General features: G+C 63.8%; 29 protein-coding genes, 1 tRNA gene and 1 riboswitch. Of the genes, 12 read left to right on the forward strand and 18 right to left on the reverse strand.

Annotation, left to right across the window (positions count from 1 at the left end):
• Nucleotides 1-3: 3 nt before the first annotated feature.
• Nucleotides 4-2100, reverse strand: a complete 2097-nt coding sequence (mutL, locus tag BC1002_RS02555; protein WP_013088513.1) for a DNA mismatch repair endonuclease MutL — start codon at nt 2098-2100, stop codon at nt 4-6.
• A gap of 192 nt (nt 2101-2292) precedes the next feature.
• On the opposite strand from mutL, the gene BC1002_RS02560 reads away from it, so the two are divergent.
• Entirely contained in the window at nt 2293-2964 is a 672-nt protein-coding gene (locus BC1002_RS02560; RefSeq protein ID WP_013088514.1) for a VTT domain-containing protein, read from the forward strand.
• A gap of 121 nt (nt 2965-3085) precedes the next feature.
• On the opposite strand, the gene BC1002_RS02565 is transcribed toward BC1002_RS02560, so the two are convergent.
• The 3 genes from BC1002_RS02565 to BC1002_RS02575 all read right to left on the reverse strand — a co-directional run bounded on the left by BC1002_RS02565 (nt 3086) and on the right by BC1002_RS02575 (nt 5341).
• The gene (locus BC1002_RS02565; RefSeq protein WP_013088515.1) at nt 3086-3904 is read right to left on the reverse strand and encodes a mechanosensitive ion channel family protein; all 819 of its coding nucleotides are present in this window, start codon (nt 3902-3904) and stop codon (nt 3086-3088) included.
• A 193-nt stretch (nt 3905-4097) separates the two neighbouring features.
• Complete coding sequence (locus tag BC1002_RS02570) at nt 4098-4472, reverse strand: hypothetical protein (protein ID WP_013088516.1); 375 nt, start codon at nt 4470-4472, stop codon at nt 4098-4100.
• 269 nt (nt 4473-4741) lie between these two features.
• Entirely contained in the window at nt 4742-5341 is a 600-nt protein-coding gene (locus BC1002_RS02575) for a TonB-dependent receptor (protein WP_013088517.1), read from the reverse strand.
• 402 nt (nt 5342-5743) lie between these two features.
• Here BC1002_RS02575 and BC1002_RS02580 point away from each other — a divergent pair, with 402 nt between their 5' ends.
• Nucleotides 5744-6067: a hypothetical protein gene (locus BC1002_RS02580; protein ID WP_013088518.1), complete on the forward strand. Its 324-nt coding sequence runs from the start codon at nt 5744-5746 to the stop codon at nt 6065-6067.
• Nucleotides 6068-6230: 163 nt separating this feature from the next.
• Here BC1002_RS02580 and BC1002_RS02585 read toward each other — a convergent pair.
• The 9 genes from BC1002_RS02585 to ydfG all read right to left on the reverse strand — a co-directional run bounded on the left by BC1002_RS02585 (nt 6231) and on the right by ydfG (nt 13006).
• Nucleotides 6231-6306: transfer RNA gene (locus BC1002_RS02585), tRNA-Lys, on the reverse strand.
• Between the two features lie 187 nt (nt 6307-6493).
• Nucleotides 6494-7243 carry a tol-pal system protein YbgF gene (ybgF, locus tag BC1002_RS02590; protein ID WP_013088519.1) on the reverse strand — a complete coding sequence of 250 codons (750 nt, stop codon included), beginning with the start codon at nt 7241-7243 and terminating at the stop codon, nt 6494-6496.
• A gap of 20 nt (nt 7244-7263) precedes the next feature.
• Nucleotides 7264-7770, reverse strand: coding sequence for a peptidoglycan-associated lipoprotein Pal (gene pal / locus BC1002_RS02595; RefSeq protein WP_013088520.1), 507 nt, complete (start codon nt 7768-7770; stop codon nt 7264-7266).
• 32 nt (nt 7771-7802) lie between these two features.
• Nucleotides 7803-9095: a Tol-Pal system beta propeller repeat protein TolB gene (tolB, locus tag BC1002_RS02600; protein WP_013088521.1), complete on the reverse strand. Its 1293-nt coding sequence runs from the start codon at nt 9093-9095 to the stop codon at nt 7803-7805.
• A 137-nt stretch (nt 9096-9232) separates the two neighbouring features.
• Complete coding sequence (gene tolA, locus BC1002_RS02605; RefSeq protein ID WP_013088522.1) at nt 9233-10276, reverse strand: cell envelope integrity protein TolA; 1044 nt, start codon at nt 10274-10276, stop codon at nt 9233-9235.
• Nucleotides 10273-10719: a protein TolR gene (gene tolR, locus BC1002_RS02610; RefSeq protein WP_013088523.1), complete on the reverse strand. Its 447-nt coding sequence runs from the start codon at nt 10717-10719 to the stop codon at nt 10273-10275. The genes tolA and tolR overlap by 4 nt, the downstream gene beginning before the upstream one ends.
• Nucleotides 10720-10729: 10 nt before the next feature.
• A complete protein-coding gene (gene tolQ, locus BC1002_RS02615; RefSeq protein WP_006047860.1) occupies nt 10730-11407 on the reverse strand; it encodes a protein TolQ in 678 nt (225 codons plus the stop codon).
• Between the two features lie 187 nt (nt 11408-11594).
• Complete coding sequence (gene ybgC, locus BC1002_RS02620) at nt 11595-12059, reverse strand: tol-pal system-associated acyl-CoA thioesterase (RefSeq protein WP_013088524.1); 465 nt, start codon at nt 12057-12059, stop codon at nt 11595-11597.
• Between the two features lie 200 nt (nt 12060-12259).
• Nucleotides 12260-13006, reverse strand: a complete 747-nt coding sequence (gene ydfG, locus BC1002_RS02625) for a bifunctional NADP-dependent 3-hydroxy acid dehydrogenase/3-hydroxypropionate dehydrogenase YdfG (RefSeq protein WP_013088525.1) — start codon at nt 13004-13006, stop codon at nt 12260-12262.
• A 247-nt stretch (nt 13007-13253) separates the two neighbouring features.
• Nucleotides 13254-13380: riboswitch (ZMP/ZTP riboswitch) on the forward strand.
• A gap of 178 nt (nt 13381-13558) precedes the next feature.
• Here ydfG and glyA point away from each other — a divergent pair.
• From glyA to BC1002_RS02660, 7 genes are all read left to right on the forward strand, one after another.
• Entirely contained in the window at nt 13559-14806 is a 1248-nt protein-coding gene (glyA, locus tag BC1002_RS02630; protein ID WP_013088526.1) for a serine hydroxymethyltransferase, read from the forward strand.
• A 6-nt stretch (nt 14807-14812) separates the two neighbouring features.
• A complete protein-coding gene (gene nrdR, locus BC1002_RS02635) occupies nt 14813-15295 on the forward strand; it encodes a transcriptional regulator NrdR (protein WP_008919734.1) in 483 nt (160 codons plus the stop codon).
• Nucleotides 15296-15508: 213 nt separating this feature from the next.
• Nucleotides 15509-16075 (forward strand): GspH/FimT family pseudopilin, encoded by a 567-nt coding sequence (locus BC1002_RS02640; RefSeq protein ID WP_018431857.1) that lies wholly within the window; start codon nt 15509-15511, stop codon nt 16073-16075.
• Complete coding sequence (locus tag BC1002_RS02645; protein ID WP_013088528.1) at nt 16072-16521, forward strand: type IV pilus modification PilV family protein; 450 nt, start codon at nt 16072-16074, stop codon at nt 16519-16521. Before BC1002_RS02640 ends, BC1002_RS02645 begins: the two co-directional genes overlap by 4 nt.
• On the forward strand, nt 16518-17324 hold the full coding sequence (locus tag BC1002_RS02650; protein WP_013088529.1) for a type IV pillus assembly protein: 807 nt from the start codon (nt 16518-16520) through the stop codon (nt 17322-17324). Before BC1002_RS02645 ends, BC1002_RS02650 begins: the two co-directional genes overlap by 4 nt.
• Nucleotides 17325-17482: 158 nt before the next feature.
• Nucleotides 17483-17923: a pilus assembly PilX family protein gene (locus tag BC1002_RS02655; protein WP_238537911.1), complete on the forward strand. Its 441-nt coding sequence runs from the start codon at nt 17483-17485 to the stop codon at nt 17921-17923.
• A 22-nt stretch (nt 17924-17945) separates the two neighbouring features.
• Nucleotides 17946-18377 carry a type IV pilin protein gene (locus BC1002_RS02660; protein ID WP_013088531.1) on the forward strand — a complete coding sequence of 144 codons (432 nt, stop codon included), beginning with the start codon at nt 17946-17948 and terminating at the stop codon, nt 18375-18377.
• Between the two features lie 92 nt (nt 18378-18469).
• On the opposite strand, the gene BC1002_RS02665 is transcribed toward BC1002_RS02660, so the two are convergent.
• The 3 genes from BC1002_RS02665 to BC1002_RS02675 form a co-directional block, all read right to left on the reverse strand.
• Nucleotides 18470-18982, reverse strand: coding sequence for a DUF3318 domain-containing protein (locus BC1002_RS02665; RefSeq protein WP_013088532.1), 513 nt, complete (start codon nt 18980-18982; stop codon nt 18470-18472).
• 57 nt (nt 18983-19039) lie between these two features.
• A complete protein-coding gene (locus BC1002_RS02670; RefSeq protein WP_013088533.1) occupies nt 19040-19429 on the reverse strand; it encodes a phage holin family protein in 390 nt (129 codons plus the stop codon).
• A 133-nt stretch (nt 19430-19562) separates the two neighbouring features.
• Complete coding sequence (locus BC1002_RS02675; RefSeq protein ID WP_013088534.1) at nt 19563-19865, reverse strand: ElaB/YgaM/YqjD family protein; 303 nt, start codon at nt 19863-19865, stop codon at nt 19563-19565.
• A 342-nt stretch (nt 19866-20207) separates the two neighbouring features.
• Here BC1002_RS02675 and BC1002_RS02680 point away from each other — a divergent pair, with 342 nt between their 5' ends.
• Entirely contained in the window at nt 20208-20846 is a 639-nt protein-coding gene (locus BC1002_RS02680) for a peroxiredoxin (protein ID WP_013088535.1), read from the forward strand.
• A gap of 76 nt (nt 20847-20922) precedes the next feature.
• Here BC1002_RS02680 and BC1002_RS02685 read toward each other — a convergent pair whose 3' ends face one another.
• On the reverse strand, nt 20923-22113 hold the full coding sequence (locus tag BC1002_RS02685; protein WP_013088536.1) for an acyl-CoA dehydrogenase: 1191 nt from the start codon (nt 22111-22113) through the stop codon (nt 20923-20925).
• 95 nt (nt 22114-22208) lie between these two features.
• On the opposite strand from BC1002_RS02685, the gene BC1002_RS02690 reads away from it, so the two are divergent.
• On the forward strand, nt 22209-22994 hold the full coding sequence (locus BC1002_RS02690; protein ID WP_013088537.1) for an IclR family transcriptional regulator: 786 nt from the start codon (nt 22209-22211) through the stop codon (nt 22992-22994).
• Between the two features lie 42 nt (nt 22995-23036).
• Here the strand turns inward: BC1002_RS02690 and BC1002_RS02695 are convergent, their stop codons facing one another.
• Entirely contained in the window at nt 23037-23870 is an 834-nt protein-coding gene (locus BC1002_RS02695; RefSeq protein ID WP_013088538.1) for an EAL domain-containing protein, read from the reverse strand.
• A gap of 265 nt (nt 23871-24135) precedes the next feature.
• Here BC1002_RS02695 and BC1002_RS02700 point away from each other — a divergent pair, with 265 nt between their 5' ends.
• The gene (locus BC1002_RS02700) at nt 24136-25491 is read left to right on the forward strand and encodes an MFS transporter (RefSeq protein WP_013088539.1); all 1356 of its coding nucleotides are present in this window, start codon (nt 24136-24138) and stop codon (nt 25489-25491) included.
• Nucleotides 25492-25543: the final 52 nt, after the last annotated feature.

Below are 25543 nucleotides of genomic sequence, written 5' to 3' on the forward strand. Positions count from 1 at the left end.
GCGTTACTGGCCGCGCATGAACAGCCGATCGAGATCGGCCAGCGTCAGCTGATACCAGGTCGGACGCCCGTGGTTGCACTGGTCGGCGCGCTCGGTCGCTTCCATCTGGCGCAACAGCGCGTTCATTTCGTCGAGCGTCAGACGCCGGTTCGCGCGCACCGCGTGATGGCACGCGAGCGTGCCGAGTAGTTCGTGCTGACGCTCGGTCAGCACCCGCGAGCCGCCGAACGCGTGCAGGTCGGACAGCACCGCGCGCGCGAGCGCTTGCAGGTCGGCGTCCTTCAGCAACGCGGGGACCGCGCGGATCGCGAGCGTGGTCGGCGACAGCACCGCGAGGTCGAAGCCGAGCGCACCGAGCGTGTCGCGCTCTTCCTCGACCGTGCCGATTTCGACCGGATCGGCCTGCATCGTCTGCGGAATCAGCAGCGGCTGCACGGCGATCGCGTGGTCGGCGAGCGCGTTCTTGAACTGCTCGTACAGGATGCGCTCGTGCGCGGCATGCATGTCGACGATCACGAGCCCGTGGCGGTTCTGCGCCAGCACGTAGATGCCGTGGATCTGGCCGAGCGCGAAGCCGAGCGGCTGGTCGTCGGTGGCGTCGAATGCGGGGGAAGCCGGACGCGATGCGAACGATGCCGCGTCGTACGGCGACGTCGTTTCGCTCGCCGAGTCGCGCGCTTCGAGCAGCGACGCGCCTTCGACCCGGCCCGCGAGCGGATCCTTGCGACCGAACAGCGCGTCGTAACCGGCGAGCGGTTGCGCGACCGGCAGCGTACCTTGCGTCATGCGCGCCTGGCGCATCCACGTGTTGCCGGGCTGCGAGGCGCCGAAGCTGCTGAAGCCGCTGCCGCCGCCAAAGTTGCCACGGCTTCCGGCGCCGAAGCCCGCGCCACTGGAAACACCGGCGCCCGCGCCAATGCCGTCGCCTACGCCGCTTGTGCGACCCAGCGGCGTCGAACCAAATGAAGCCGGTCCACCGGCCGACGGCTCCAGATGCGCCGCATGCCCGCCCGCCGTCGTTTCCGGCGACGCGCCCGCGTGCCGCGCGAGCGCGCGCTGCACCGCATGGAACACGAACTGATGGATCGAGCGCGAATCACGGAAACGCACCTCGATTTTCGACGGATGCACGTTCACGTCGACGCCCTCGGGCGGCAGATCGAGGAACAGCACGTACGACGGATAACGCTCACCGTGCAGCACGTCTTCATACGCGGCGCGTACCGCGTGCGTGAGCAGCTTGTCCCGCACGAAGCGGCCGTTGACGAAGAAATACTGTTGATCGGCGCGGCCGCGGCTCGCGGTCGGCAGACCGGCGCAGCCGTAGATCGCGAGCGGACCAGCGGATTCGTCGAGCGGCAGATGGGCGGTCGCGAACGTGTCGCCGAGAATCTTCGCGACGCGTGCGGGCGGCTCGCTCGCGTTCCAGTGTTCGACGGCCTTGCCGTTGTGCAGCACCGAGATCGCGACGTCCGGCCGCGCGAGAGCGGCGCGGCGGATCTGTTCGAGACAGTGGCCGAGTTCGGTCTGTTCGCTTTTCAGGAATTTGCGGCGCGCGGGCGTGTTGAAGTACAGCTCGCGGACTTCGATCGTCGTGCCTTGTGTGCCGGCGGCGGGACTCAGCACGCCGGTTTCCGCATCGATGCGCACCGCGTGCGGCACGTCAGCGGTGCGGCTCGTGATGCTCATCTGCGCGACCGACGCAATCGACGCCAGCGCCTCACCTCGGAATCCGAGCGTCGCGACCGCTTCGAGCTCGGCAAGCGAGCGGATCTTGCTGGTCGCGTGGCGCGTCAGTGCGAGCACGAGTTCGTTCTCGGGGATGCCGCAGCCGTCGTCGGTGATCGAGATGCGTTTGACTCCGCCTTCGTCGAGCAGGATGCGCAGCGTTTGCGCGCCCGCGTCGAGCGCATTCTCGAGCAGCTCCTTGACCACCGACGCCGGCCGCTCGACCACTTCGCCGGCGGCGATCTGGCTGATCAGTTGATCGGGGAGCGGCTGGATCGCGCGCAACGGACGCGGCGCGGGCGCCGCGCGGGAGCCGTCGGAGGGTGCGGCCGCGGCCGCGGTGCCCGCAGGCGTTTCGGAGAATTCGGACATGGCGAAATTATAGCGACTCGGCGCATGCCGCCCGCGCCTGTGCCCAATCCGCAGTTTTTTAATCGACCCGAGGCACTTTCTGTATCATGTCGCGGTCAATTCGCAGCGGTCGGCCCGCCGCTTGCTGACCTGTTATTGGGTCGCGCGATGGCTGTTTCCCTCTACGCAAACACTGGCTTATAAGGACACTCCTTGGATACGTTGCTACATTTCGCCAACCTTGTCCTACACATCGACAAGTTCCTCGGGGACTTCATCCAGGTGTATGGCACCTGGGTGTACGCGGTGCTATTCGCAATCGTGTTCGCAGAAACCGGGCTCGTGGTTCTGCCGTTTCTGCCGGGCGACTCGCTGCTGTTCATCGGCGGCGCGTTCTGCGCGGCCGGGCAGATGCATCTCGGGCTGCTGATCCTGTTGCTGCTGGTGGCCGCGATCGGCGGCAATACGGTCAACTATCTGATCGGCCGTGCGATCGGACCGCGCGTGTTCAATTCCCACATTCCGGTGCTCGAGCGCTTTCTCGATCGTGCCGCGCTGCAGAAGACTCACGATTTCTATGAGAAACACGGCGGCAAGACGATCGTGCTCGCGCGTTTCATCCCGGTCGTGCGGACCTTTGCGCCGTTCGTCGCCGGTGCGTCGTCGATGACCTGGAGCCGCTTCCAGATGTTCAACGTCGTCGGCGCGCTGTCATGGGTGCTGCTGCTCGTGCTGCTCGGCTATTTCTTCGGCAACATCCCGTTCATCCGTCAGTATCTGAATGTGATCGTGCTGGTCGGTATCGGCGCGGCAATCGTGCCGGTCGTGCTCGCCGCGTTGTGGAAGATGCTGCGCAAGAATGACGCGAACGCGAGTACGCGTTGACGAACTGTTGCCGGCTGTAGTTCGGGCCTTGAAAACCAGAAGGCGTCGCGAATCTCGCGACGCCTTTTTTCATCCGCGGTGCCGACGACGCGTGCGGGCTTCGCGCGCACGTTAGATCACATCAATCGCGCATGATCGCGCGGGGCGCGAGCGGCGTCTCCGGCGTCGGATAGCCGGCTTCCTTGAAGGTCTGCACGATCGCGCGATTGGTGTCGAAGTAGACCTGCCAGTAGTTCTGGTTGGACGAGTAAGGGCGCACGCACAGCAACGGTCCTTCCGGCGTGAAGCTCAAGACCTCTATGTCCGGCGCGGGGTTTTCGAACACGTTCGGAATCTTCGCGACGGCGGCTTTCAGACGCGCGATCGCATCGGTCGGATCGACGCCGTTGGCGATCTTCGCGGTCAGCTCGACGCGCCGGAACGGCAGCACACTGTAGTTCGAGATCGTGTCGGAAAAAATCTTGTTGTTGCCGACGATGGTCATCACGTTGTCCGGCGTGACGATCGTCGTGCCGAACAGGCCCAACTCGGTGACGGTGCCTGTGACCCCCCCGGCCGTGACGAAATCGCCGACCTTGAACGGTCGCAGCACCTGCATGAACACGCCGGCCGCGAAGTGCGCGAGCAAGCCGCCCCACGCAGTACCGATCGCGAGGCCGAGACCGGCGAGCAACGCGGCGAACGACGTTGTCTGCACACCGAAGATTTGCAGGATCGCAAGGACCAGCAGCAGGTTCAGCAACGCGCCGAGAATCGACGCGAGGTAGTGCGCGAGCGTCGGATCGACCTTGCCGTTGCGTGCGAGCACCTTGCGCAACAGGTTGGAGATCAGCCCGATGACCCAGCGGCCGACGACCCACAGCACGATTGCGCCGATCACCTTGGTGCCGATGTCGATGCCCCGGGTCATGATGAATGCACGTGCGGTTTCGATATCCAAGATGTTTCCTCGTTATAAGTTGTCATCAACGGATTGAACGGCGGTGGTGCCATGACCCACAACGCGCGGTCTTCGGGAGTTATAGCCGACGGCGCCCGCAGGCGCAAGGACCGTTCCTGCACTGTTCGCGGGCAGCAATTGAGAGACGAAAAATGGGCGGTCGTATGGGAAAAGGCGGGGGAGTGGACCGGGACTACATGCGCAGCCGCGATTCGGAATACGGTGACGTTCGGATGACAACCGCATCGTCCAGGTTGCTTTTTACGGCTCGCCTGCGCTTTGACATGCGATGCCACGAGAACGCGATCACGATTGCGAGCGCATATGCACCAGCACGCCGAAGAAATAACGTCGGCCGGACGAATTGTCCATAGCGACTCTGCGCGTCGGCGAATACGACAAACGTCAACAAGCCGTCGAGCACGCACGCGACCAGCGCGAGCACGATGAAAATAACCGGACCGCTCATCGTGGCGCCCGACCCGAACCGGTTATACAGTCGACAGGTCATCGATACGATGGCGAGCAAGGCGAGGTTCGATAGCAGATCGAACAGAAAGTCGGTCATTATCGGTTCAATGAAAAGCGATGCGCCGTGGGTTGCCGGAACGTATGCTCACGCAGGGTTCACACATGCTCCGCTGATTCGGCGGCGATCATTGCATATCTTTTCATCTCGATAAATAACCAGAAAGAGCGATAGTCATGTCGCTCTTTCTTCCAAGCGCTTTTATTGGCAATTGGAATGTGAAAAGTTCTTTGACTCCGAGCGCCGCGCGTCAGAAGCGATAAGAAATGCCGATCTGCAACGTCGGATACCATCGATAAGGCGAGACCTTATCGCGTAGTTGCTGCAATCCAGTATTGATGATCCGCTGACTCATCTCCGGTCCGGCCACCTGCGATAGTGCCGGCGACAGCGTGTACGAGGTCTTCGGAATGCCATAGGCGACACCGAGATCGACCACGAGCCCCCAGCCTTTTCCTCGGGTGTAAGCCGTAGCCAATGCCGAGATAGGGCATCGTAGTCGGGTATCGGGCGGTCGCCGTCGCGTATTCGCCGGGAAAGGCCGGCGAGGCTTTGCCCTCGAATACGTACATGCCGTTGGTCGGAACCGAGTTGCCGCTGACTTCGTTGTCGGTCAGACGCAGGCCCGCGGTCACGCGAAAGCCGGTGCCGGCCCACGGAAAGAAATCGCCGTAGAGACCGCCCTGTCGTAGCCGTATGTCATCTTCGTAGCGATTGCCGCCGACCTCGAAGTTGTGCGACAGATTGATCGCGTTGAAGTCCGCACGCACGCCGAACCACGACGTGACGCTCCACGCCGCACCGACCCCGATGCCCAGCGTGCCGCCTTGCAGATAGACCTCCTGCGCATCCGACGTTTCGCTCAGACACGGCAAAGCCACTACCCAGATCACCTTTCCAGCTTTCATGGGTACCCCCTGAGCGGCGGGGCAGCCCGATCGTTGCAGGACACGCGCGCCGTTTCGTCGTCTCTTCTTTGTTGCTATCTTCGTTGTCGAACGCTCGAAGGCGTCGTGAAGCGATCATGCGAGCGGAAGGCGTAGACGGTCTGTGAGGTGCCGAACCATGCGATCCAATGAATAGGGTCGGAGGGGTGATGAAGCCGAAGAAGTCTTTAAGCTCGGGGAGCGTAACGATTCGCTCCAGATCGGTGCATCTGCAATCAATGATGCGTTGCAACTCGGGACCGGCACTGTGGCGAAAACGCCAAATCAACGCTGTTTAAATTTTGACAAGTCGCGCCGCGCGTTTTTCCGTGCGAGGATCAAATGTCAATGTTCCTGACGTGAAGATCCAGTTACGGGGGCTCCATGAGCAGCATTCCGCTTATCTGGGCAGCGGTGCCGCATAACAGCGACGGTGTTGTCTTTCAGATCCAACTTGGCCGCGGACTTCAGCGTTTTCACGTGTCGCGGCGCGTGCTCGAGGATGTGTTCGAACTCGAGCGAAAAGCGTCCGACGCACGCCAACTCGAATTCTTCTACGTGCACGAGCAGCGCATTCTCGCGCGCGCCAGCGCAAAGCGTGCGACAGCTAGCTCGACAACCGTTTCATTACGGCCCGCCGATTTCGGCGTGTCGAACGACAGCGAGCGTTGGGCGAGGCCGAGCGGCATCGCGCATGGGCTCGTCTAGGCGAGGATTTGCGGCGGTGACTGCTTCGTCCGTGCCGAACTTCGATGACATCAGATAGATCCGATGCTGCTGCGCGCCGAGCACCATCGCTTTCGTCGATGGCTCGCACGGGCAGAAAAAGAAAAGGGCCGACATGCATTCGCATGTCAGCCCTCGAATCTTTTGGTAGGCCGTACGGGATTCGAACCTGTGACCAACGGATTAAAAGTCCGCTGCTCTACCAGCTGAGCTAACGACCCAAAAGAGAAGCGAAATTATATCGGCGAGCCGATGGCCTGTCAACACTGCAATGCCATCGGACCAAGATGAAAAGCCCGGGCATCACTACCCGGGCTTTCCAGCGAGAGGCGCGCGTGGCTATGCCTTCGGACACTGCGCGTTACTGCCGACAACTCCATCAAAACGTGATCAATCCGTCACCACGAACTACTTGATCTGCGACAGCTTGCTCTGTGCCGACTGCGCGACGTCCGAGCCGGCGTATTGCGCGACGATCTGCTCGAGCGTCTTTTTCGCCGCGGCCTTCTGGCCTTGTTCGAGCTGATTGTTCGCGATTGCGAGCAGCGCTTCGGGCGCGCGCGGATGCTGCGGGTACTTGGCCACGATACCTTGCCAGACCGCCGTCGAACCCTTGTAGTCGCGCAGTGCATACAGCGCGTTGCCGAGCCAGTATTGCGCGGTCGGCTGATAGGGGCTGCTCGGATATTTCGAGATGAAGCTGCGGAACGATGCCGCCGCGCTCTTGAAATCTCCGCTGCGGAACTGCTGTGAAGCCGCGTTGAACGCCTCGGTTTCACCCGGCTGCACCTCGCCCTGGACGCCATCCACCGTCTGCTGCTGCGGCTCGAATTTCTTCAGGCGCGTGTCGAGATCGGTGTAGTAGTCCTTCTGCTGCTTTTGCAGCGTCGTGAGCTGGTTCGCCATGTCCTCGTTCTGTCCGCGCAGCGTCGCGACCTGCTGGTTCAGCTGGTCGAGACGGTTGGACTGATCGAGGATCGTGCGTTGCGCCGCCGACAGCTGGCTCGACAGACTATCGGTCTTCGAGCGAAGGTCGAGAATGGCCTGGCGGGCCTGATCGTCGTCGAACATGCCCGCATGGGCGGGCACGGCCGCGAGGGCCGTGCCTGCGACGCAGGCCGCTGCGGCAACCCGCAGCCAGGAGAAACGATGCGTCATTCGGCTTATCACCCGTTGACTTACTGTTGATACGCGAGGTCGGCGCGGCGGTTCTGTGCCCACGACGCTTCGTCATGACCCGTTGCCAGCGGCTTTTCCTTGCCGAGGCTCACGGCTTCCATTTGCGAATCCGACACGCCCATCAGCGACAGCGAACGACGCACCGCTTCAGCACGCTTCTGGCCGAGTGCGAGGTTGTATTCGCTGGTGCCGCGCTCGTCGGTGTTGCCCTGGATCAGCACGTGACGCTGCGGGTGACCCTTCAGATATTGCGCGTGTTGTTGCAGCAGCGGTTGATAGTCGTCCTTCACCGAATAGCTGTCGAAGTCGAAGTAGATGCTGCGCTTTGCGAGCGGGCTGTTCGGATCGTTCAGCGGGTCGACGTTGACCGTCGCGACGTCGTTCGGATTCGGTTGACCCGAGCCTGCGCCCTTGCCGGCGTTTTCGTCGAGCTTGACGCCAGAGTGACATGCGGCCAATGCACCGACCATCACGACGGCGAATGCGAAACGAAGTTTGGACATCATTTGATTACTCTCCTTGTGTTATTGCATCAACGTTATTGCATAAACGGGCCCCAGGATGGCTCGCGTACGCTGCCCCCCTGAACGGACAGGACCTGCCGAGTGCGACCATCGGTCGATACTGCGGCCAACACGCCACGGCCGTTCACCTGAGTGGCGTAAAGAATGTACTGACCGTTCGCCGCGAAGCTCGGCGATTCGTCATGTGAGGTGTCCGTCAGGCCCGTGGCGGTTCCGCCTTGCAGGTCCTGGATGTACAGCTTGAATCCACCACCGACGCGCGAGATGTAGGCAAGCTCCTTGCCGTCAGGACTCACACGCGGGCTGGTGTTGTAGCTGCCCGTAAACGTGACGCGTTGCGCGTTGCCCGCGCTTTCACCTTGCGCCGGCATCTTGTAGATCTGCGGAGCGCCGCCGCGGTCGCTCGTGAAATAGATCCACTGACCGTCAGGAGAGTAGGTCGGCTCGGTGTCGATCGAGCTGCCCTGCGTCAGACGACGCAGACCGCTGCCGTCCGCATTGACCGCGAAAATCTGCGTATTGCCGGTACGCGACAGCGCGACGGCGAGCGTGCGGCCATCCGGCGACCACGCCGGCGCGCTGTTGTTGCCCTTCTGGTCCGATACGACGATGCGCCGGCCCGTGGGCAGATCGTGAATATAGACGATCGGCTTCTTCTTCTCGAACGACACGTACGCGACCTTGGTGCCGTCCGGCGACCAGGCCGGCGAGATGATCGGCTCGGGGCTCGACAGCGCGATATGCGCGTCCTGGCCGTCCGAATCCGAGATCTGCAGCTGGTAGCGGTTGCCCGACTTGATCACGTACGACAGGCGCGTCGCGAACACGCCGCGGTTGCCCATCAGCTTGGCGTAAATGTAGTCCGCGACCTTGTGCGCGCTCATGCGCAGACCGCTTTCCGGGCTCACCAGCACGAGGCCCCCGAGGCTTTCGCCCTTGACCGTGTCGTACAGCTTGAAACGCACTTCGTACTGGCCGTTCGGCAGGCGGTTCACGCTGCCCGCGACGAACGCGTTGGCGCCCTTCGCCTTCCATGCGCCGAGGTCGACGGAATCGGTCTCGGACACTGGCGTCGAGCCTGCGTCGACATTCGTGAATTTGCCGCTGCGTTGCAGATCCTGACGCACGATCGTGCTGACCTGCTGCGGGGAGTTCGCTTCATTGGCGAAATTCGCCGTTGCGATCGGAAACTGGGTGGATCCGACGCCCGTCACGAGGACGTTGAGTTGTGCGTTGGCGGCGCCGCCGACGGCGATCAGGCACGTTGCCACGAGTGTTCGCAGGCCTAGCTTGGTCATCAAACTCATGCTGTATGGGTTCCTCAAAACGGTTTTACTTAATACTCGAAGACAGCAGACAGACCGGTAAACGGCTATTTCGTTCCCGCGCAACGCCGGCCTGGTGGGGCGCGGCGTTGGATGTCAGTCGGCTGTCAGCCTGCACATCAAGCCGCCGGCCGCAGCGTGATAGTGAAGTAGTCCGGCGTCTTGCCATTCACGTCTCGCGGCATCGGATCCGAGGCTTTCACCGCCCGCAACGCGGCGGCGTCCCACGCGGCGTTGCCGCTGCTGCGGGTAATGTTTGCGCTCAGCTGATTGCCGTCCGGCGAACAGCGCACGGCGATCACGGTTTCGAGACCTTCCGTTTCGCCGCCCCAGTTCACATGCTGAAGCACCAGCCGTCGCACCTTGTCCGCGTAGCCCGGCGACGCGGCCGTGCCTCCGGAGCCGCTACCCGTTCCGCTCTTGCCCAGTCCGTTGCTGCTCGAACTGCTGCCGCCCACGCCGCCAGCAAGACCCTGCATCTGCGCGAGCCGCGCGCGACGTTCGTTGTCGAGCTGCTTCTTCGCCTGCGCGGCCGCTTCGGCTTGCGCCTTCGCCTTCGCCGCTTTCTCGGCATCAGCCTTCTTTTGCGCTTCCGCCTGTGCCTGTTTTTGCTGCTGCTCCTGCTGTTCTTTCAGTTGCTGCTGCTTCTGCTGCTCGGCGAGTTGCTGTTGCTTGAGCTTCTCGGCCTGCTGCTGTTGCTGTTGTTGCTGCTGCGCCTGTTGCTGCTTGAGCTTCGCGGCCTTCTGCGCCGCGAGCTGGGCCGCCTGCTCGGCCGCCAGTTGCTGCTGACGTTTTGCTTCCGCTTCCTGCTGCTCTTTTAGCTTCTGCTGGCGCTGTTGCTCGGCCAGTTGCGCGGCGCGAGCCGCTTCCTGCTGCTGACGCTTCTTTTCCTGCAGCGCGATGTCGGCCTGCTCGTCGCGCACGGGAGGAGCAGGGGCAACCGGCGCGGGCGGCGGCGTGACGACGGGGTGCGGGATCGCCGAATCCGGCACCTCGGTCCATAGTTCCGCCTGCTCGCCCTCGGGCGTGCTGTTTTGCCACTGGATGCCGTGATAAAGAAAGAATCCGAGCAGCGCATGCATCACCAGCGCGAACAGAAAAGCTCGCCCGGTGCCGCGTTCTCGCGGTGGCTGAAGCGGATATTCGGTGTTCTTGCGGATCATTGCGATTTGACAAGCAATCCAACGCGCTTGACGCCCTGAGCCTTCAACTCGGACATCACATTCATCACGACTTCGTACTTCACGGTTTTGTCGGCGGCGATCACGACGGGCTGATCCGGGTGCGATTGTGCCCGATCGGCGATGAAACCTTTGAGGCCGGCTTTCGTCATGTCTTCCTGCTGCTGCGTGCCGGAGTCGTCCTTGTACTTGACGCTCATGTTGCCGTCAGCGCGGATATTGACGATCACGGGCGGCGTCTGCTGCTGCGGGGCGGCGCCGCCGACGGTCGGCAGATTGACGATCGACGGTGCGACGAGCGGCGCCGTGACCATGAAGATCACGAGCAGCACGAGCATCACGTCGATGTACGGCACGACGTTGATGTCGGCCATCGCGCGACGCGAGCGCGAGCCGCGCATGCTGGAGGAGCGGGAGCCTGCCATCGGGGCCTCCTTAGTGTGCCTGGCGCTGCAGGATGTTCGAGAACTCTTCGATGAAGGTTTCGAAGCGGATCGCCAGACGGTCGATGTCGTGCGCGTAGCGGTTGTAGGCGACCACGGCCGGAATCGCGGCGAACAGGCCGATCGCGGTGGCGGTCAGCGCCTCCGCGATGCCCGGCGCGACGTTCGCGAGCGTGGCCTGCTGCACGTTGGCGAGGCCACGGAACGCATTCATGATCCCCCACACCGTGCCGAACAGACCGATATACGGGCTGACCGAGCCGACCGACGCGAGAAACGCGAGGTTCGCTTCGAGCACGTCCATTTCACGCTGGAATGCCGCGCGCATCGCGCGCCGGGCGCCGTCGAGAATCGCGCCGGGATCGTTCAGGCGTTTCTCTTTGCCTTTCAGGAATTCACGCATGCCGGACTCGAAAATCCGCTCGAGCGCGCCGATCGTGTGGCGGTTGTTCGCGGCGCTCTGATACAGCGCCTGCAGGTCGCCGCCCGACCAGAAATCGCGCTCGAAGCGTTCAGTTTGCGCGCGCGCCCGGCGAATCGCAAACCACTTGCGGAAGATGAAAGTCCAGGAGAGTAGCGACAGCAACAGCAGCAGAGCCATGACGGCCTGGGCCAGCAGGCTCGCGTTGAGTACGAGTGAAACGATCGACAGATCTTGTGTAGTGTTCATAAAGGTTCGTTTTAACGTCCCGGGAAGGGGGCGTCCGGCTGCAAAGCCGCTTCAAGCTTGCCGTGGACGAAACGGAAGCATCGGCGATATCGAAGCCGAACCATGCTTTGTGCTACCTGACCGGTATGAGTTCACTGGCCTCGTAACAACGAGGCTCAGGTATCGTCCGTTGACATGCCGCCGTTGTTCAGTCCGCGCTGTCGCCGACGCCGGGCCCCTGCCGCAGCGCGGCGAGAACCGAAGGCGGGATCGCGGCTGGCCGCAGCGTCGCGCGGTCCACACAGCCAACCCGGACCGACCCGCTAGCAAGCAACGTGCCTTCGCGCCAGGCTTCCTGCACGAAGTCTACCGAAGCTCGGCCAACACGCTCGATCCGGCTGATAATTTTCACGAGATCGTCGAGCCGGGCCGGAGCCCGGTAATCGACCGCGGTACTGCGCACGATGAAAATCGCGTCGTTTTCTTCCGCAAGCCGATGCTGGTCGACGCCGCACGCGCGTAGCCATTCGGTGCGAGCCCGTTCGAAAAACTTCAGGTAATTGGCGTAAAACACGATGCCGCCGGCATCGGTATCTTCGTAATACACGCGGATGGACCACGTATAGCCGATTTCCGTGCCTGGCTGGCTGGTCGACATATTCATGCGGCGCATTCTACCGGAACGCAAACTTCGGGGTCTGTTTCGAAGTGTGAGTGGCGTGGGGCGGGTGTCGGCGGCGATGAAGGCCGGCTTTGTCGGCCGCGCCGGGACCGGGGAAGCGGGTTATCGGCGCGCCGCGAGAAAAAGCCGGCATGATGGTGGGCGGCGGCGCGACCAATGGTAGCAGTGGCCGTCGCCGGCCGCCTTCAAATTCAGCCGCGATGCACGGACAGACCGGCGAACGACTGCGCGACCGGCATCAGCTCGATCGTGTTGATGTTGACATGGGCCGGGCGCGTGGCGATCCAATAGATGGAATCGGCAATGTCTTCGGCCGTCAGCGGCTGCACGTTTTCGTAGACCTTGGCGGCCTTGTCGTCGTCGCCGCGATAGCGCACGTTCGAGAACTCGGTGCCGCCGCACAGACCCGGCTCGATGTCGGTCACGCGCAGCGCGGTACCTGCGAGGTCTGCGCGCAGGTTCAGGCTGAACTGGCGCACGAACGCCTTGGTCGCGCCGTACACGTTACCGCCCGCGTACGGCCAGCGGCCGGCCACCGAACCCAGATTGAAGATATGTCCGCGATTGCGCTCGACCATGCCGGGCAGCAGCGCATGCGTGACCTGCACGAGACCCGTGCAATTGGTCTCGATCATGGTGTTCCATTCGTCGAGGCTTGCCTTGTGCGCCGGCTCGGTGCCGAGCGCGAGGCCGGCGTTGTTGACGAGCACGTCGATCGCGGCGAAGTCGGCCGGCAACGAGGCCGGCACTGCATCGACGGCGGCGCGGTCGCGCACGTCGAGTTCGTACGGCAGCAGCGCGTCGCCGAGTTCGTCGGCGAGTGCCTGAAGGCGGTCCTTGCGGCGAGCAGTGGCGACGACACGATGGCCGCCCCTGACGAACGAGCGGGCGATGGCAGCGCCGAAGCCGGCCGACGCTCCTGTGACAAACACGATCATTGCAGTTCCCTGGTCGGTAAGAGACAAAGGCCCCAAGCCTACTTCCAATGCCGCGCTGCGGCAAGGATGCACGAGCCGGATCGGGGTCTGCCGCAGCGGCGCGCAACGGGTGCGCGGCGCAGCCGGCGCGCTTTCGTAGGATGGTTGCGCGGCGGGGTCGCCGGACCGCCCGCAGGGCCCGCCAGCGGGCGTCGGAGCGCCCGGAAGTCGGTTGCCTATTCGGGCCTCTTCCAATACACTAACGCGCTCGACCCTGCGTGACTGGCGATAGAACCGAGTCGTCCGACTCAGCCGATTCAACCAATCGGGTTCAAGGTGGAACAACCCACCGTGAAGCGCAGGGTGCCGTTTTGCCGTTCGCCTGGGCAGCCGTGAACCGCGCGCATTAATCTGCGCTGACGGTGGCTGGCGTGCCTCGCGTGTGCGGCGACTCTCCACTCGCCACGTCAGGGCAAGCCTCGCCGCCCACAGCGCTGCGTACCCCGCTGTGTACCCTCTACGCAGGATTCGGCGCACGATCCGGTCAACCTGAAAACACTCAACGGAACCCGTATGTTTGACAGAGCCCAAAGCACCATCGCCAACGTCGATCCTGAACTCTGGAAGGTTATCGAGCAGGAAAACCGGCGTCAGGAAGAGCACATCGAACTGATCGCGTCGGAAAACTACACGAGCCCGGCCGTGATGGCCGCGCAAGGCTCTCAACTCACGAACAAGTACGCCGAAGGCTATCCGGGCAAGCGCTATTACGGCGGCTGCGAATACGTCGACGTCGCCGAGCAGCTGGCGATCGACCGCGTGAAGCAGCTGTTCGGCGCCGAAGCCGCGAACGTGCAGCCGAACTCGGGCTCGCAGGCGAACCAGGGCGTGTTCTTCGCGATGCTCAAGCCGGGCGACACGATCATGGGCATGAGCCTCGCGCACGGCGGCCACCTCACGCACGGCTCGCCGGTCAACATGTCGGGCAAGTGGTTCAACGTGGTCAGCTACGGTCTGAACGAAGCCGAAGACATCGACTACGACGCGGCTGAAAAGCTCGCGCAAGAACACAAGCCGAAGCTGATCGTGGCGGGCGCATCCGCGTTTGCGCTGCGCATCGACTTCGAACGCCTGTCGAAGATCGCGAAGTCGGTTGGCGCCTACTTCATGGTCGACATGGCGCACTACGCGGGCCTCGTCGCCGCGGGCGTTTATCCGAACCCGGTGCCGCACGCCGATTTCGTCACCACCACCACGCACAAGAGCCTGCGCGGCCCGCGCGGCGGCGTGATCCTGATGAAGGCCGAGTACGAGAAGCCGATCAACTCGGCGATTTTCCCGGGCATCCAGGGCGGTCCGCTGATGCACGTGATTGCCGCGAAGGCCGTCGCGTTCAAGGAAGCGTTGTCGCCGGAATTCAAGGCGTATCAGCAGCAGGTCGTCGAGAACGCGCGCGTGCTCGCTGAAACGCTGGTCAAGCGCGGTCTGCGCATCGTGTCGGGCCGCACGGAAAGCCACGTGATGCTGGTCGACCTGCGTGCGAAGAAGATCACCGGCAAGGCTGCGGAAGCGGCGCTCGGCGCGGCGCACATCACGGTCAACAAGAACGCGATCCCGAACGATCCGGAAAAGCCGTTCGTGACCTCGGGCATCCGTCTGGGTTCGCCGGCGATGACCACGCGCGGCTTCGGCGTGAAGGAAGCCGAGCAAGTCGGCAACCTGATCGCCGACGTGCTGGACAACCCGGAAGACGCCGCGACGATCGAGCGCGTGCGCGCGCAAGTCGCCGAGCTGACCCAGCGCTTCCCGGTTTACGGCTAAGCCGTCATGCATTGCCCCTTCTGCCGCCACGCCGATACGCAGGTCGTCGACTCGCGCGTATCCGAAGACGGCGCGACGATTCGACGGCGCCGCCGCTGCCCGGCCTGCGACAAGCGTTTCACGACGTATGAGCGGGTCGAGCTGGCGTTGCCGTCGGTCGTCAAGAAGGACGGCACGCGCACGGAATTCGATCGCCGCAAGATCGTCGCGAGCATGCAACTGGCGCTGCGCAAGCGCCCGGTTGCGGTGGACGCGATCGAAGCGGCGGTCGCCCGCATCGAGTATCAGCTGCTCGGCAGCGGCGAGCGCGAGGTGCGTAGCGAGCGCCTCGGCGAACTCGTGATGAACGAGTTGCGTGCGCTCGACACGATCGCCTACGTCCGCTTCGCTTCCGTGTACCGGCGCTTCGAAGACGTCTCCGAATTCGAGGACGTGATCGAGGAATTCCGCCGCGCCTCTTCCCCGCCCAAGCCTTCCCGTAAGCGCTGAGCGCACGCACGCCGCACCTGTGCTGCGGTCATTCGCATTCATCGCCTCGCGCATTTCGCGCTTTTCTTCACGCATCGCTTCTCCCGCCTCCTTGATGGATCGTCACGTGCATTGTTGCGCGCGCTAACGTCTGAATGCCACCTGGCCATTCGGACGATGGTCGGCGCGCTCGCGAATCGCTAGATTGGCTGCATCCGTTCGATTCGCTCAGGGATGCAGATGGAAATCAAGGGAACTCGCCGGCCATCGCGCGCCGGTTTCACGCTCGTCGAAACGCTGGCGGTGATAGCGCTCGTGATGCTGATGGCCGTGATGGCGATGCCGTCGTTCACGGCATGGCATATGCGCGATCAGATCGACGCGCGCTCGAAGGCGCTGCTGTCCACGTTCGCCTACGCGCGCAGCGAGGCGCTGCGGCGCGGCGCGCGCATCACGGTGTGTCGCGTCGACGCCGCGCGCGTCTGTCTCGCGTCGGGCCAAGCTTGCGCCGACGGCATCGCCGACTGGGCCTGCGGCTGGGCCGTATTCGCCGAACGCGGCGGCAAGCCGTCGTTGTTGCGCGCGCAGCCGGCGCTAGCGGCGGTGAGCATCACCGGCGTGCAGACGGATATGACGTTCACGCCGCCCGCAGGGCAACTAATCGGCGCGTTTCGAAGTTTCGATATCGCCCCGCGGAGCCCATCGAAGTCGGTGCAGGGGAACCCGTGGCGGCGCTGCATCAGTGTTGCGGCAGGAGGCCGCGCGCGGATCTCGGAGGGTGCGTGTGGAGCGACGTCATGAGACGGCCCACATTCCACACCGGTTTGCGTGCGCGCGCGTCGGCGTGTGGCGGCAGTTCGTTGATCGAGGTGATGCTGGCGGTCGCGTTGGTCGCGGTGAGCGCGCTGGGGTTGATCGCGGCTCAGGTGTGGGCCGCACGCGAAGCGCGCGCGATGTCGCTGCGCGAGAGCGCCGCGTGGATAGCCGACTCGATCGCCGAAGCGACGCGCACGCCTTCCGCGGGCGATGCCGCAGTCAATCAATGGAACGCATGGGCGAGCGTTCTGCTGCCGCACGGCGACGCATCGATCGGCGGGAGCGGCGCGGTCGCGGCGGCGCGCGTGACGTGGGCGTCCGTGCGGGACAGGCCCGCTGCGGGCGATGGGGTCGGCCCGCCGGCGGAGCTTTGCGGCGACGTCGATGCACCGGTCGGATCGTCGTGTGTCGCGTTGGCGTTCGCGAAATGAAGCGGCCAGATTGCCCACGCGGTCACACCCTGGTCGAATTCCTGATCGCGATGGCGCTCGGGCTGATCGTGACCGCGGGCGCCGTGTCCCTTTACACGGCACAGCGCAACGCGTTCGTGCAGGCGAGCAACGCGAACCGGATTCGCGAAGCCGGCTTGACCGCGATGATGCTGATCGGCCAGCAATTGCAGATGGCCGGCTTCGTCCCTGCCGACGTCGTAGGCTATAACGCGGCGCCTGCGCTGTTCGGCTGCTCGGGCGGTCGCCCGACCGGTGCCGACGACAGCCTGGCTTGCACCACGTTGAGCACCGGCTCCGACGGCGTCGCGATCCGTTACGTCGCAGACCTCGTATCGACATGGCCATCGTCGAGTGGGCAGGTCACCGATTGTGTCGGCCAGGCAGTCAAGAGCAGCGACGCAGTCCTTGGCGATCAGGGCGCGCCGGTGGTCAATCGGTACTTCGCCAACGTCAGCGGCTCGACCGGCGAGCCGGAACTCTACTGCGTCGGCAGCGGCAATGCGGGGTCCGCGCAGCCGCTGGTCGAGGGCGTCGAGCGTGTGCGGTTGCGCTACTGGCTGGACGGTGCGGCCGATGCGGTGAATGCGTCGGCCGTCGCGGCGGATCAATGGATGAACGTCGTCGCCGTAGATGTCTGCGTGCTGGTGCGCGGCGCGCCGCAAGGACGGCGTTCGAAGTACATCGATTGCGATGGCGTGAGTACGCTCGGCACCGACTTGCGACCTCGACAGGTATTTTCGCGCAGGGTTGCGCTGCGCAATCGCGCGGGGGCGTCGTCGTGATGGACCGCGACGCAGCAACGCAACGCTGCCGCGCGTACGACATGTGCGGCGGAGTAGGCGCAAAAGCGAAACACCTGGTTAGGCGAAGTTGTCCGGTCGGTGCCCGACGCGCACATCAACGCGGTGTCGTGCTAGCCATCGTGCTTTTGATCGCGGCCATGATGCTCACCACTTCCGCGATATGGTTCGAAACATCGCTCGCGGCCGCTCGCGCGGCGACCAATGCGCGCGACTATCTGCAGGCTTTCCACGCGGCGGATTCGGCGCTCAGCTTGTGCGAGCGCAACGTGCTATCGGCAACTGGCGACGCGCCAAATCCGCCGCTCACATCCGGCGAGCCGGCTCAATGGAGGCTGGAAACTGCGTTCGACGCAGGGGCCCTCACACCTGTGCCGCAATGGCCGGGATCATCGCGTGCGCCGCAATGCCTGATCGAGCGCTGGCGTCTCGCGAGTCGGCCCAACGCCAGCGCTTATCTGCTGAGCGCGCGCGGCTTCGGGCAGAGCAGCGAGTCACAGGTCTGGTTGCAGCTGGAGCTGGTGACCGAGGATGGCGCGATCGAGCGTCATTGGCGGCGCGTTGTCGCGAGATCATTCTGAGGAACGCACCGACTGGACACGTATGAAAAGGCCGAACACAACCGCATTCACGCTGCTCGAACTCGTGATCGCGCTCGCGATTGCCGCCACGCTCGCCGCGTTTGCGATCCCTTCGTATCGAAGCCACATCGCGCGCACTCATCGCATCGACGCGGCGTCGGCGTTATATCGGGCTGCGCAATTCGTCGAGGCCGCGGCGAGCGATGGCGTGCCGGCCTTGCCAGCGGGCATCGATCAGGCGCCGCAGTTCGGCGCCCCGGTGTATCGCGTGCGGGCGCTGCCTGCGGACGACACGAACGGCGGCTATTCGATCGAAGCGGCGCCTGTGGAAGCGGGGCCGATGCGCGATGACCCGTGCGGCACGTTCACGCTAGATGCGACAGGCCAGCGGGGCAATAGAAACGACGCGAGCGGCGCGACGCCCATGAGCAGCGAATGCTGGAATACGGGCTAGCGGGAGCGGGTCAATCAAAATCGACGCGCGCGGCCATGTGATTGCGACATCCGATAGCTCGCGGATCGCAGCCCCTCGCAGCGGCCACGACTTCAATAGCCGCTTCGCGTCGAGTCAGCCTGCTCAGCTGCCGACTGCGCAGTAGCGGAAGCCGCCGCCGCTCGCGCCGCCGCCGACTCGTTCTTCATCTGTTGCCAGATCCGGAACGCTTCCCACGCGCCGAGCGCAAGGCTGCCCCACTTGAGCGCGGGCCTCGCGCTCCTGACGACCGTCGCGCGCAACGGTTTGGCGAGCAACAGCGAAACGACCGAGCTGATGAACGGGTACTGCTTGAGCAATGCGCCGATCGTGCCCGCGTTGAGCACGCTCGCCTTCGACCCTTTGCCGACGCGCACGCCGCCGAAGCCGGGAATCACGAACTTGAGCCAGCTGAAATGCGTGACGGCCTGGCGCAGTTCGAAGGCGGCCTGCGCGAGCTCCACGCGTTCGACGTCCGCGCGCACGAGCAGCAATTCCTTGCGCAGCGCCCGCAGATGCGGCGCACTCAGATCCTTCGACGGATGGCGCTTGTTACGAAAGGCTGTATCGGGACGGGATGGGCTCATGGCGTGTCGGCGGGAATGGAGGTGAGGCAATGGGTCGGATGCAGACAAACTTGCCCATCAGTCGCGGCTGCGAAACGCTTCGCGATCCTTTTCGAATTCGGCGATGGTCGCTTCGAATACCAGCGGCGCGTTGCGCAAACCGCTGCGCGCCTTCAGCGCGCAGGCGAGCCCGGCAATCGCGTAGACCGCGGTGATGCCGGCAAGCGCCTGCCATCGATAAGTGTCCCAGAAGGCAATGGCGACGAGTGCGGTCAACGCGATCAAGGCCATCGTGGCGAGCATCATCGCGGCAAGACCGAGAAACAGCACGCCGAGCAGGCGGTCTTTTTCCTCGGCGAGTTCGATGCCCACCAATTCGAGCCGCGTCTGCAGAATCGCAAACACGGAACTGAGAATACGGCGCAACGGGCTGTGTCCTGCGCGCTGCGAGTGTGTTTCGGTCGTCATGGCTGTGGGCGTTGCGCGTGAGGGCCTGGCCGGCGCGCACGCGCGCCAGCAGAAGGGGACCGGCGAGGCTCGCGCCGGTCCGCCCGTATCGCCGGTGCGCCGGACATGCCTGCTCCGGCGGACTCACCGGCCTTTACTTGCGATTGATCAGCAGACCGACCATCACGCCGATGCCGGCGGCGATGCCGATGGACGCCCACGGATGTTCGTGCACGTAGTCGTCGGTAGCACGGGCGGCCTTCTTGCCTTTTTCGACGACCACGACCTGAACGTCGGCTGCTTTTTCTTTCGCCTGCTTCAGGCGCGTCAGCGCGGTCTCGCGCAGTTCGGACGCGCGTTCGCCGGTAGCGCTCGCGGCCTGTTTCAGCAGGTCTTCAGCGTCCGCGAGGACGGTTTTGATATCCGACATCAATCTCTCCTTGTTGACTTCCGACATTGACAGCTCCCTTTGTCTCACGCTACGCGTGAATCGTAACCAAAGAAACGGTCGCTGGCGAGCCTAGTGCCGGTTGCAGGCCGCCGACGCACGATCCGTTCCCGGCACCGCGTAGCGACAGCCGTTCGAGGGCACTTTGCTTCAGACCGGTATCGGATTGAGTTGATCTGTCCCGCAAAGTTTCCATCAAACGGGAGAAAATTACAAAAACGCATAAAGTACTGACGCGATGTTGGTTCGCGATGTACCACGACGGCCTTATGCTTTATCGTCACGGGCCGTCGCGGGCACACGCCCGCGACCTTATCTGGATACATTCCGAATACCTACTGGAGATGCACTATGAGTCTACGTCTTGGCGACATTGCGCCGGATTTCGAACAGGAGTCGAGCATTGGCCGTATCAGTTTTCACGACTGGCTCGGCAATAGCTGGGGCGTGCTGTTCTCGCATCCCGCCGACTTCACGCCGGTCTGCACGACTGAGCTTGGCTTGACCGCGAAGCTTGCAAGCGAGTTCGAAAAGCGCAACGTGAAGACGATCGCGTTGTCGGTCGACAGCGCGGAGTCGCACAAGGAGTGGATCAAGGACATCAATGAGACGCAGGCCGCCAGCGTCGGTTTTCCGATTCTCGCGGACGGCGATCGCAAGGTCTCCCAGCTTTACGACATGATTCATCCGAACGCGAACGAAACGTTCACCGTGCGTTCGCTGTTCATCATCGATCCCAACAAGAAGGTGCGTCTGATCATCACGTATCCGGCGAGCACCGGCCGTAACTTCGACGAAGTGCTGCGGGTGATCGATTCGCTGCAACTGACCGACAGCCACTCAGTCGCGACGCCGGGCAACTGGAAGCAGGGCGATGACGTCGTGATCGTGCCGTCGCTGAAGGACGAGGAAGTGATCAAGCAGAAATTCCCGAAGGGCTACAAGGCGCTGCGTCCGTACCTGCGCATGACGCCGCAGCCGAACCGGTAAGCTGCGCGGCATCAAACAGAAAAGCCGGTTCGAATGAACCGGCTTTTTTTGCACTAGCAGAACACCAGCATCAGCATCAGAAGAACGCCTGAATACCCGTTTGCGCGCGGCCGAGGATCAGCGCGTGAACATCGTGGGTGCCCTCGTAGGTGTTGACGACCTCGAGGTTCACCAGATGGCGGGCCACGCCGAACTCGTCCGAAATGCCGTTGCCGCCGAGCATGTCGCGCGCGAGGCGGGCGATGTCGAGCGCTTTGCCGCACGAATTGCGCTTCATGATCGACGTGATTTCGGTGGCGGCCGTGCCTTCGTCCTTCATGCGGCCGAGGCGCAGTACGCCTTGCAGGCCGAGCGTGATTTCGGTCTGCATGTCGGCGAGCTTCTTCTGGATCAGCTGGTTCGCAGCGAGCGGCCGGCCGAACTGCTTGCGGTCGAGCACGTACTGACGCGCGATGTGCCAGCATGCTTCCGCCGCGCCGAGCGCGCCCCAGGCGATGCCGTAGCGCGCCGAGTTCAGACACGTGAACGGACCGCGCAGGCCGCTGACGCCCGGCATGATGTTCTCTTCCGGCACGAACACATCGTCGAGCACGATTTCACCGGTGATCGACGCCCGCAGACCCACCTTGCCATGGATCGCCGGCGCCGACAGACCCTTCCAGCCCTTCTCCAGAATGAAGCCGCGGATGTTGTCTTTGCCGTTTTCCTCGAGCTTCGCCCACACGACGAACACGTCGGCGATCGGCGAATTGGTGATCCACATCTTCGAGCCCGACAGCGAATAGCCGCCATCGACCTTCTTCGCGCGCGTCACCATGCTGCCCGGATCTGAGCCGTGGTTCGGCTCGGTCAGGCCAAAGCAGCCGATCCACTCGCCGCGCGCGAGCTTCGGCAGATATTTTTCCTTCTGCGCGTCCGAGCCGAATTCGTAGATCGGCACCATCACCAATGACGACTGTACCGACATCATCGAGCGATAGCCGGAGTCGACGCGTTCGACTTCACGCGCGATCAGCCCGTACGCGACATAGTTCAGACCGGGGCCGCCGTACTGTTCGGGAATCGTCGGGCCGAGCAGGCCGAGCTCGCCCATTTCGCGAAAGATGCCGAGATCGGTCTTTTCATGGCGGAACGCCTCCAGCACGCGCGGCAGCAGCTTGTCCTGCGAGTAGGCCGCGGCGGCGTCGCGCACCATGCGTTCGTCTTCGGTCAACTGCTGATCCAGCAGCAACGGGTCTTCCCAGTGAAACTGCGCGGCTACGGCCATGACGTATCTCCCTGATTTCACGCTCAGAACAAGCTTGACTTGAGTTCCGCCTTGCGAAACAATGTTTTGCAAACGACGCCCGAGTTTAGCACCCTATGTCGCTGCCATCCACTTTCTCCGCTCCGCTCGACGAACGCAAATTCGTCGTCGCCCTTGCCCGCGGGCTGGACCTGTTGCGCGCTTTCCAGCCGGGCGACACGATGCTCGGCAATCGCGATTTCGTCGAACGCACGGGTTTGCCGAAGGCAACCGTGAACCGGCTCGCCTACACGCTGACGGTGCTCGGCTATCTGCGGCTCGACGAAAGACACGGCAAATATGCGCTCGACGCGGGCGTGCTGTCGCTCGGCTTCGCGCTGCTGTCGGGCAGCGACATGCTCGAACTTGCGCGCCCGCACCTGCGCAGCCTTGCGCGCGAGGTCGGCGCGGCGGTCTCGCTCGGGTGCCGGGACGGGCTCGACATGGTGTATCTGGAGACGATCCGCAGCGAAACAGCGCTGACGCTCGGCCTCGCATCCGGCTCGAAACTGTCGATGCTGACGAGTTCGATGGGCCGCGCCTATCTCGCCGTGCAGCCGCCTGACGCGCGTGCCGCGTTACTCGCGGAACTGAAAAAAGCGGCCGGCAGGGCGGGGGCGATGCTGGTCGCCGAAGCCGAACAGGAGATCGCCGCGTTCGCGACCGAGCGATGCTGCTACTCGTTTCGTGCGTGGCATGACGACGTGAACGCGGTCGCGGTGCCGTTTCGCGAGCCGCGCGAAAACCGCTGGCTCGTGCTCAGCTGCAGCGGGCCGGCGTCGTCGATGGGGGAGGAGGTGTTTCGCGAGAACGTCGCGCCGCGTCTGAAGGCGCTCGCGGCGCGGCTGGGGGAGCCGGGCTGAAGGTCGTGCCGGGGCGCCCCGGCCAACCGGGCCCACACCGTGTCACGCCGCCCGGTCGTGATAATGCGCGTTGAACAATGGTCCTTGCACGAACCGCACGTCGTACTGCTGTAGTGCGGAGAACTGCGTCTCGTCCATCACGCGATTGAAAATCAGCGGCACCTTTAGCCGGCCCGCGTAGCCGACGAGCGGCTTCACGGTCGCGTCGCGCAATGCGACCGACGCATCCATCTTGATGAAGTCGAGCCGCGCGGTTTCGGATACCGACAGGATCTGCCCCGCGTTCGACAGATTGCCCGCCACCTTGAAGCCGTAGTGCTGATAGCTGCGCGTCAGATAGCCCAGAAACGTCTTGTGCGCGACTGCCGCCGCCGGCAGCTCGATGACGATGCGCGCCGGACTCAGATTGAACGACGTCAGCACGTTCGAAAAATGTAGGCCGTGGTCGTACTTCACACTCTTCAACAACCTCTCGTGCACGCGCAGAAACAGCAGCCCATGCCGCTGCGGGCCGAAGAAGTTGATTGCATGCAGCGCGCGCGACATGCGATCCAGTGCGACCAGCTGCTGATCGTCGGCGATGTTGTCGAACGGATCGAACACGTCGAACGGCGGTGCGCCGAGCCGGTGCGTGACCGCCTGAAAGCCGAGCTCGTCACCGAAGCGGTCCACCCCTTCGGCGCCGCATGACAGCGACTGCGCGAGCCCATGCACGCTGATGTCGAAGATCGGCTCGTAGGCGCTGGTGAGCTCGATGCCGTCGAAATGCGCGAGCGCGATGCCGGCGTGCGCGCCTTGTCCCATTGCCAGATGCTCGCCGAGAAACGGGTGATGAGCGGCGCGGGCGATCAGATCGGGGATGGTCGGCGAAATCATGAAGGCGAATGAAAGGCGACGATGAACGCGCACCGGGCGCGTGGCAGCGCGACGCGATGGCCGCATTCATTGATGGTAGCAGTACGCGCCCTGCGCAGATTAACAAAATGCTCATAACGTTATGGGCCTCACGCTTATTGGCCGGGGCTCAGCGCGGAATGGCGAGCTTGACGCGCGCGTTTCCAAGGGTATACGTTAGTTTCACTATTCGTAATTCGTTTTACTATGCGTAAAACATGATTTCACCCAGTTCGAGGGACGCCCAATGCGTGACCAACCCGCCGCCAATGTGATCGAAGTCGAGCGCGTGCTCGCCGAAACGCATCGCCCGACTTTTCACGCGATGCTGCTCGCGCTGTGCGGACTGTGTCTGCTGATCGACGGCTTCGACGCGCAGGCCATGGGCTATGTCGCGCCCAGCGTGATCGCCGAATGGCACGTCGCGAAAACCGCGCTCGGCCCCGTCTTCAGCGCAAGCCTGTTCGGCATGCTGCTGGGCGCGCTCGGGCTGTCGGTGCTGGCCGACCGCATCGGCCGCCGGCCGGTGCTGATCGGCGCGACGTTCTTCTTCTCGCTGTCGATGCTCGCCACGCCGTTCGTCGCGACGATTCCCGCGCTGATCGCGCTGCGCTTCATCACGGGTCTCGGGCTCGGCTGCATCATGCCGAACGCGATGGCGCTGGTCGGCGAATTCTCGACGCCCGCGCATCGCGTCAAGCGCATGATGGTGGTGTCGTGCGGCTTCACGCTCGGCGCGGCGGTCGGCGGCTTCGTCAGCGCCGCGCTGATTCCGGCCTACGGCTGGCGCGCGGTGTTCTGGGTCGGTGGCGCGGTGCCGTTGCTGCTCGCGTTTGCGATGCTGGCGACGCTGCCGGAGTCGCTGCAATTTCTGGTGCTGAAAGGGCGCAGCGAGCGCGCGATGAGTTGGCTGGCGAAGTTCGACCCGGCTCTGCGGATCGACGCGAACACGCGCCTCGTCGTCAGCGAAAAACGCAGCAACGGCGCGCCGGTCGCCGAGTTGTTCCGCGCGGGACGCACTCCGGTCACGCTGATCCTGTGGGCGATCAGCTTCATGAATCTGATCGTGCTGTACTTTCTGTCGAACTGGCTGCCCACCGTGATGCGCGACGCCGGCTACACGCCGGGAACCGCCGTGATCGTCGGCACGGTGCTGCAGACGGGGGGCGTGATCGGCACGCTGCTGCTCGGCTGGTTCATCGAGCGCATGGGCTTCGTGCGCGTGCTGTTCGCGTGCTTTGCGGTAGCCACGGTCGCGGTCGCCACGATTGGCGCGGTCGCGCATGTCCTACCGTGGCTGCTCGTCGTCGTGTTCGCGGGCGGCTTCTGCGTGGTGGGCGGACAGCCGGCGGTCAATGCGCTCGCCGGGCATTTCTATCCGACCGCGCTGCGCTCGACCGGCATCGGCTGGAGTCTCGGCATCGGCCGGATCGGTTCGGTGATCGGACCGCTCGTCGGCGGACAGCTGATCGCGCTGAACTGGTCGAATGCCGCGCTGTTTCATGCGGCGGCGGTGCCGGTGCTGTGCTCGGCGCTGCTGGTGGCCGTGCTCGCGGGCGCAACGCGGCAACCCAACCGCGCGTCCGAAGCGGAGCCGGCCTGAGCCTGACGGCAAAGATCACGTATCACCCGGGAAAGAATCGAGCAACTCGCGG

Source organism: Paraburkholderia atlantica (assembly GCF_000092885.1).
In the GTDB taxonomy this organism is placed as follows: domain Bacteria; phylum Pseudomonadota; class Gammaproteobacteria; order Burkholderiales; family Burkholderiaceae; genus Paraburkholderia; species Paraburkholderia atlantica.

Coding starts and splice junctions, on each gene's coding strand:
- BC1002_RS02695 (WP_013088538.1), bottom strand. CDS start 23,870: ATGATTTCGCCGACCATCCCCGATCTGATCGCCCGCGCCGCTCATCAC.
- BC1002_RS02580 (WP_013088518.1), top strand. CDS start 5,744: ATGAGCAGCATTCCGCTTATCTGGGCAGCGGTGCCGCATAACAGCGAC.
- BC1002_RS02575 (WP_013088517.1), bottom strand. CDS start 5,341: ATGAAAGCTGGAAAGGTGATCTGGGTAGTGGCTTTGCCGTGTCTGAGC.
- glyA (WP_013088526.1), top strand. CDS start 13,559: ATGTTTGACAGAGCCCAAAGCACCATCGCCAACGTCGATCCTGAACTC.
- BC1002_RS02645 (WP_013088528.1), top strand. CDS start 16,072: ATGAGACGGCCCACATTCCACACCGGTTTGCGTGCGCGCGCGTCGGCG.
- ydfG (WP_013088525.1), bottom strand. CDS start 13,006: ATGATCGTGTTTGTCACAGGAGCGTCGGCCGGCTTCGGCGCTGCCATC.
- BC1002_RS02700 (WP_013088539.1), top strand. CDS start 24,136: ATGCGTGACCAACCCGCCGCCAATGTGATCGAAGTCGAGCGCGTGCTC.
- BC1002_RS02670 (WP_013088533.1), bottom strand. CDS start 19,429: ATGACGACCGAAACACACTCGCAGCGCGCAGGACACAGCCCGTTGCGC.
- tolQ (WP_006047860.1), bottom strand. CDS start 11,407: ATGAACACTACACAAGATCTGTCGATCGTTTCACTCGTACTCAACGCG.
- BC1002_RS02680 (WP_013088535.1), top strand. CDS start 20,208: ATGAGTCTACGTCTTGGCGACATTGCGCCGGATTTCGAACAGGAGTCG.
- BC1002_RS02690 (WP_013088537.1), top strand. CDS start 22,209: ATGTCGCTGCCATCCACTTTCTCCGCTCCGCTCGACGAACGCAAATTC.
- ybgF (WP_013088519.1), bottom strand. CDS start 7,243: ATGACGCATCGTTTCTCCTGGCTGCGGGTTGCCGCAGCGGCCTGCGTC.
- nrdR (WP_008919734.1), top strand. CDS start 14,813: ATGCATTGCCCCTTCTGCCGCCACGCCGATACGCAGGTCGTCGACTCG.
- BC1002_RS02665 (WP_013088532.1), bottom strand. CDS start 18,982: ATGAGCCCATCCCGTCCCGATACAGCCTTTCGTAACAAGCGCCATCCG.
- BC1002_RS02570 (WP_013088516.1), bottom strand. CDS start 4,472: ATGACCGACTTTCTGTTCGATCTGCTATCGAACCTCGCCTTGCTCGCC.
- BC1002_RS02655 (WP_238537911.1), top strand. CDS start 17,483: ATGATGCTCACCACTTCCGCGATATGGTTCGAAACATCGCTCGCGGCC.
- BC1002_RS02640 (WP_018431857.1), top strand. CDS start 15,509: ATGCAGATGGAAATCAAGGGAACTCGCCGGCCATCGCGCGCCGGTTTC.
- BC1002_RS02650 (WP_013088529.1), top strand. CDS start 16,518: ATGAAGCGGCCAGATTGCCCACGCGGTCACACCCTGGTCGAATTCCTG.
- ybgC (WP_013088524.1), bottom strand. CDS start 12,059: ATGCGCCGCATGAATATGTCGACCAGCCAGCCAGGCACGGAAATCGGC.
- BC1002_RS02685 (WP_013088536.1), bottom strand. CDS start 22,113: ATGGCCGTAGCCGCGCAGTTTCACTGGGAAGACCCGTTGCTGCTGGAT.
- BC1002_RS02675 (WP_013088534.1), bottom strand. CDS start 19,865: ATGTCGGAAGTCAACAAGGAGAGATTGATGTCGGATATCAAAACCGTC.
- tolR (WP_013088523.1), bottom strand. CDS start 10,719: ATGGCAGGCTCCCGCTCCTCCAGCATGCGCGGCTCGCGCTCGCGTCGC.
- pal (WP_013088520.1), bottom strand. CDS start 7,770: ATGATGTCCAAACTTCGTTTCGCATTCGCCGTCGTGATGGTCGGTGCA.
- BC1002_RS02660 (WP_013088531.1), top strand. CDS start 17,946: ATGAAAAGGCCGAACACAACCGCATTCACGCTGCTCGAACTCGTGATC.
- mutL (WP_013088513.1), bottom strand. CDS start 2,100: ATGTCCGAATTCTCCGAAACGCCTGCGGGCACCGCGGCCGCGGCCGCA.
- tolA (WP_013088522.1), bottom strand. CDS start 10,276: ATGATCCGCAAGAACACCGAATATCCGCTTCAGCCACCGCGAGAACGC.
- tolB (WP_013088521.1), bottom strand. CDS start 9,095: ATGAGTTTGATGACCAAGCTAGGCCTGCGAACACTCGTGGCAACGTGC.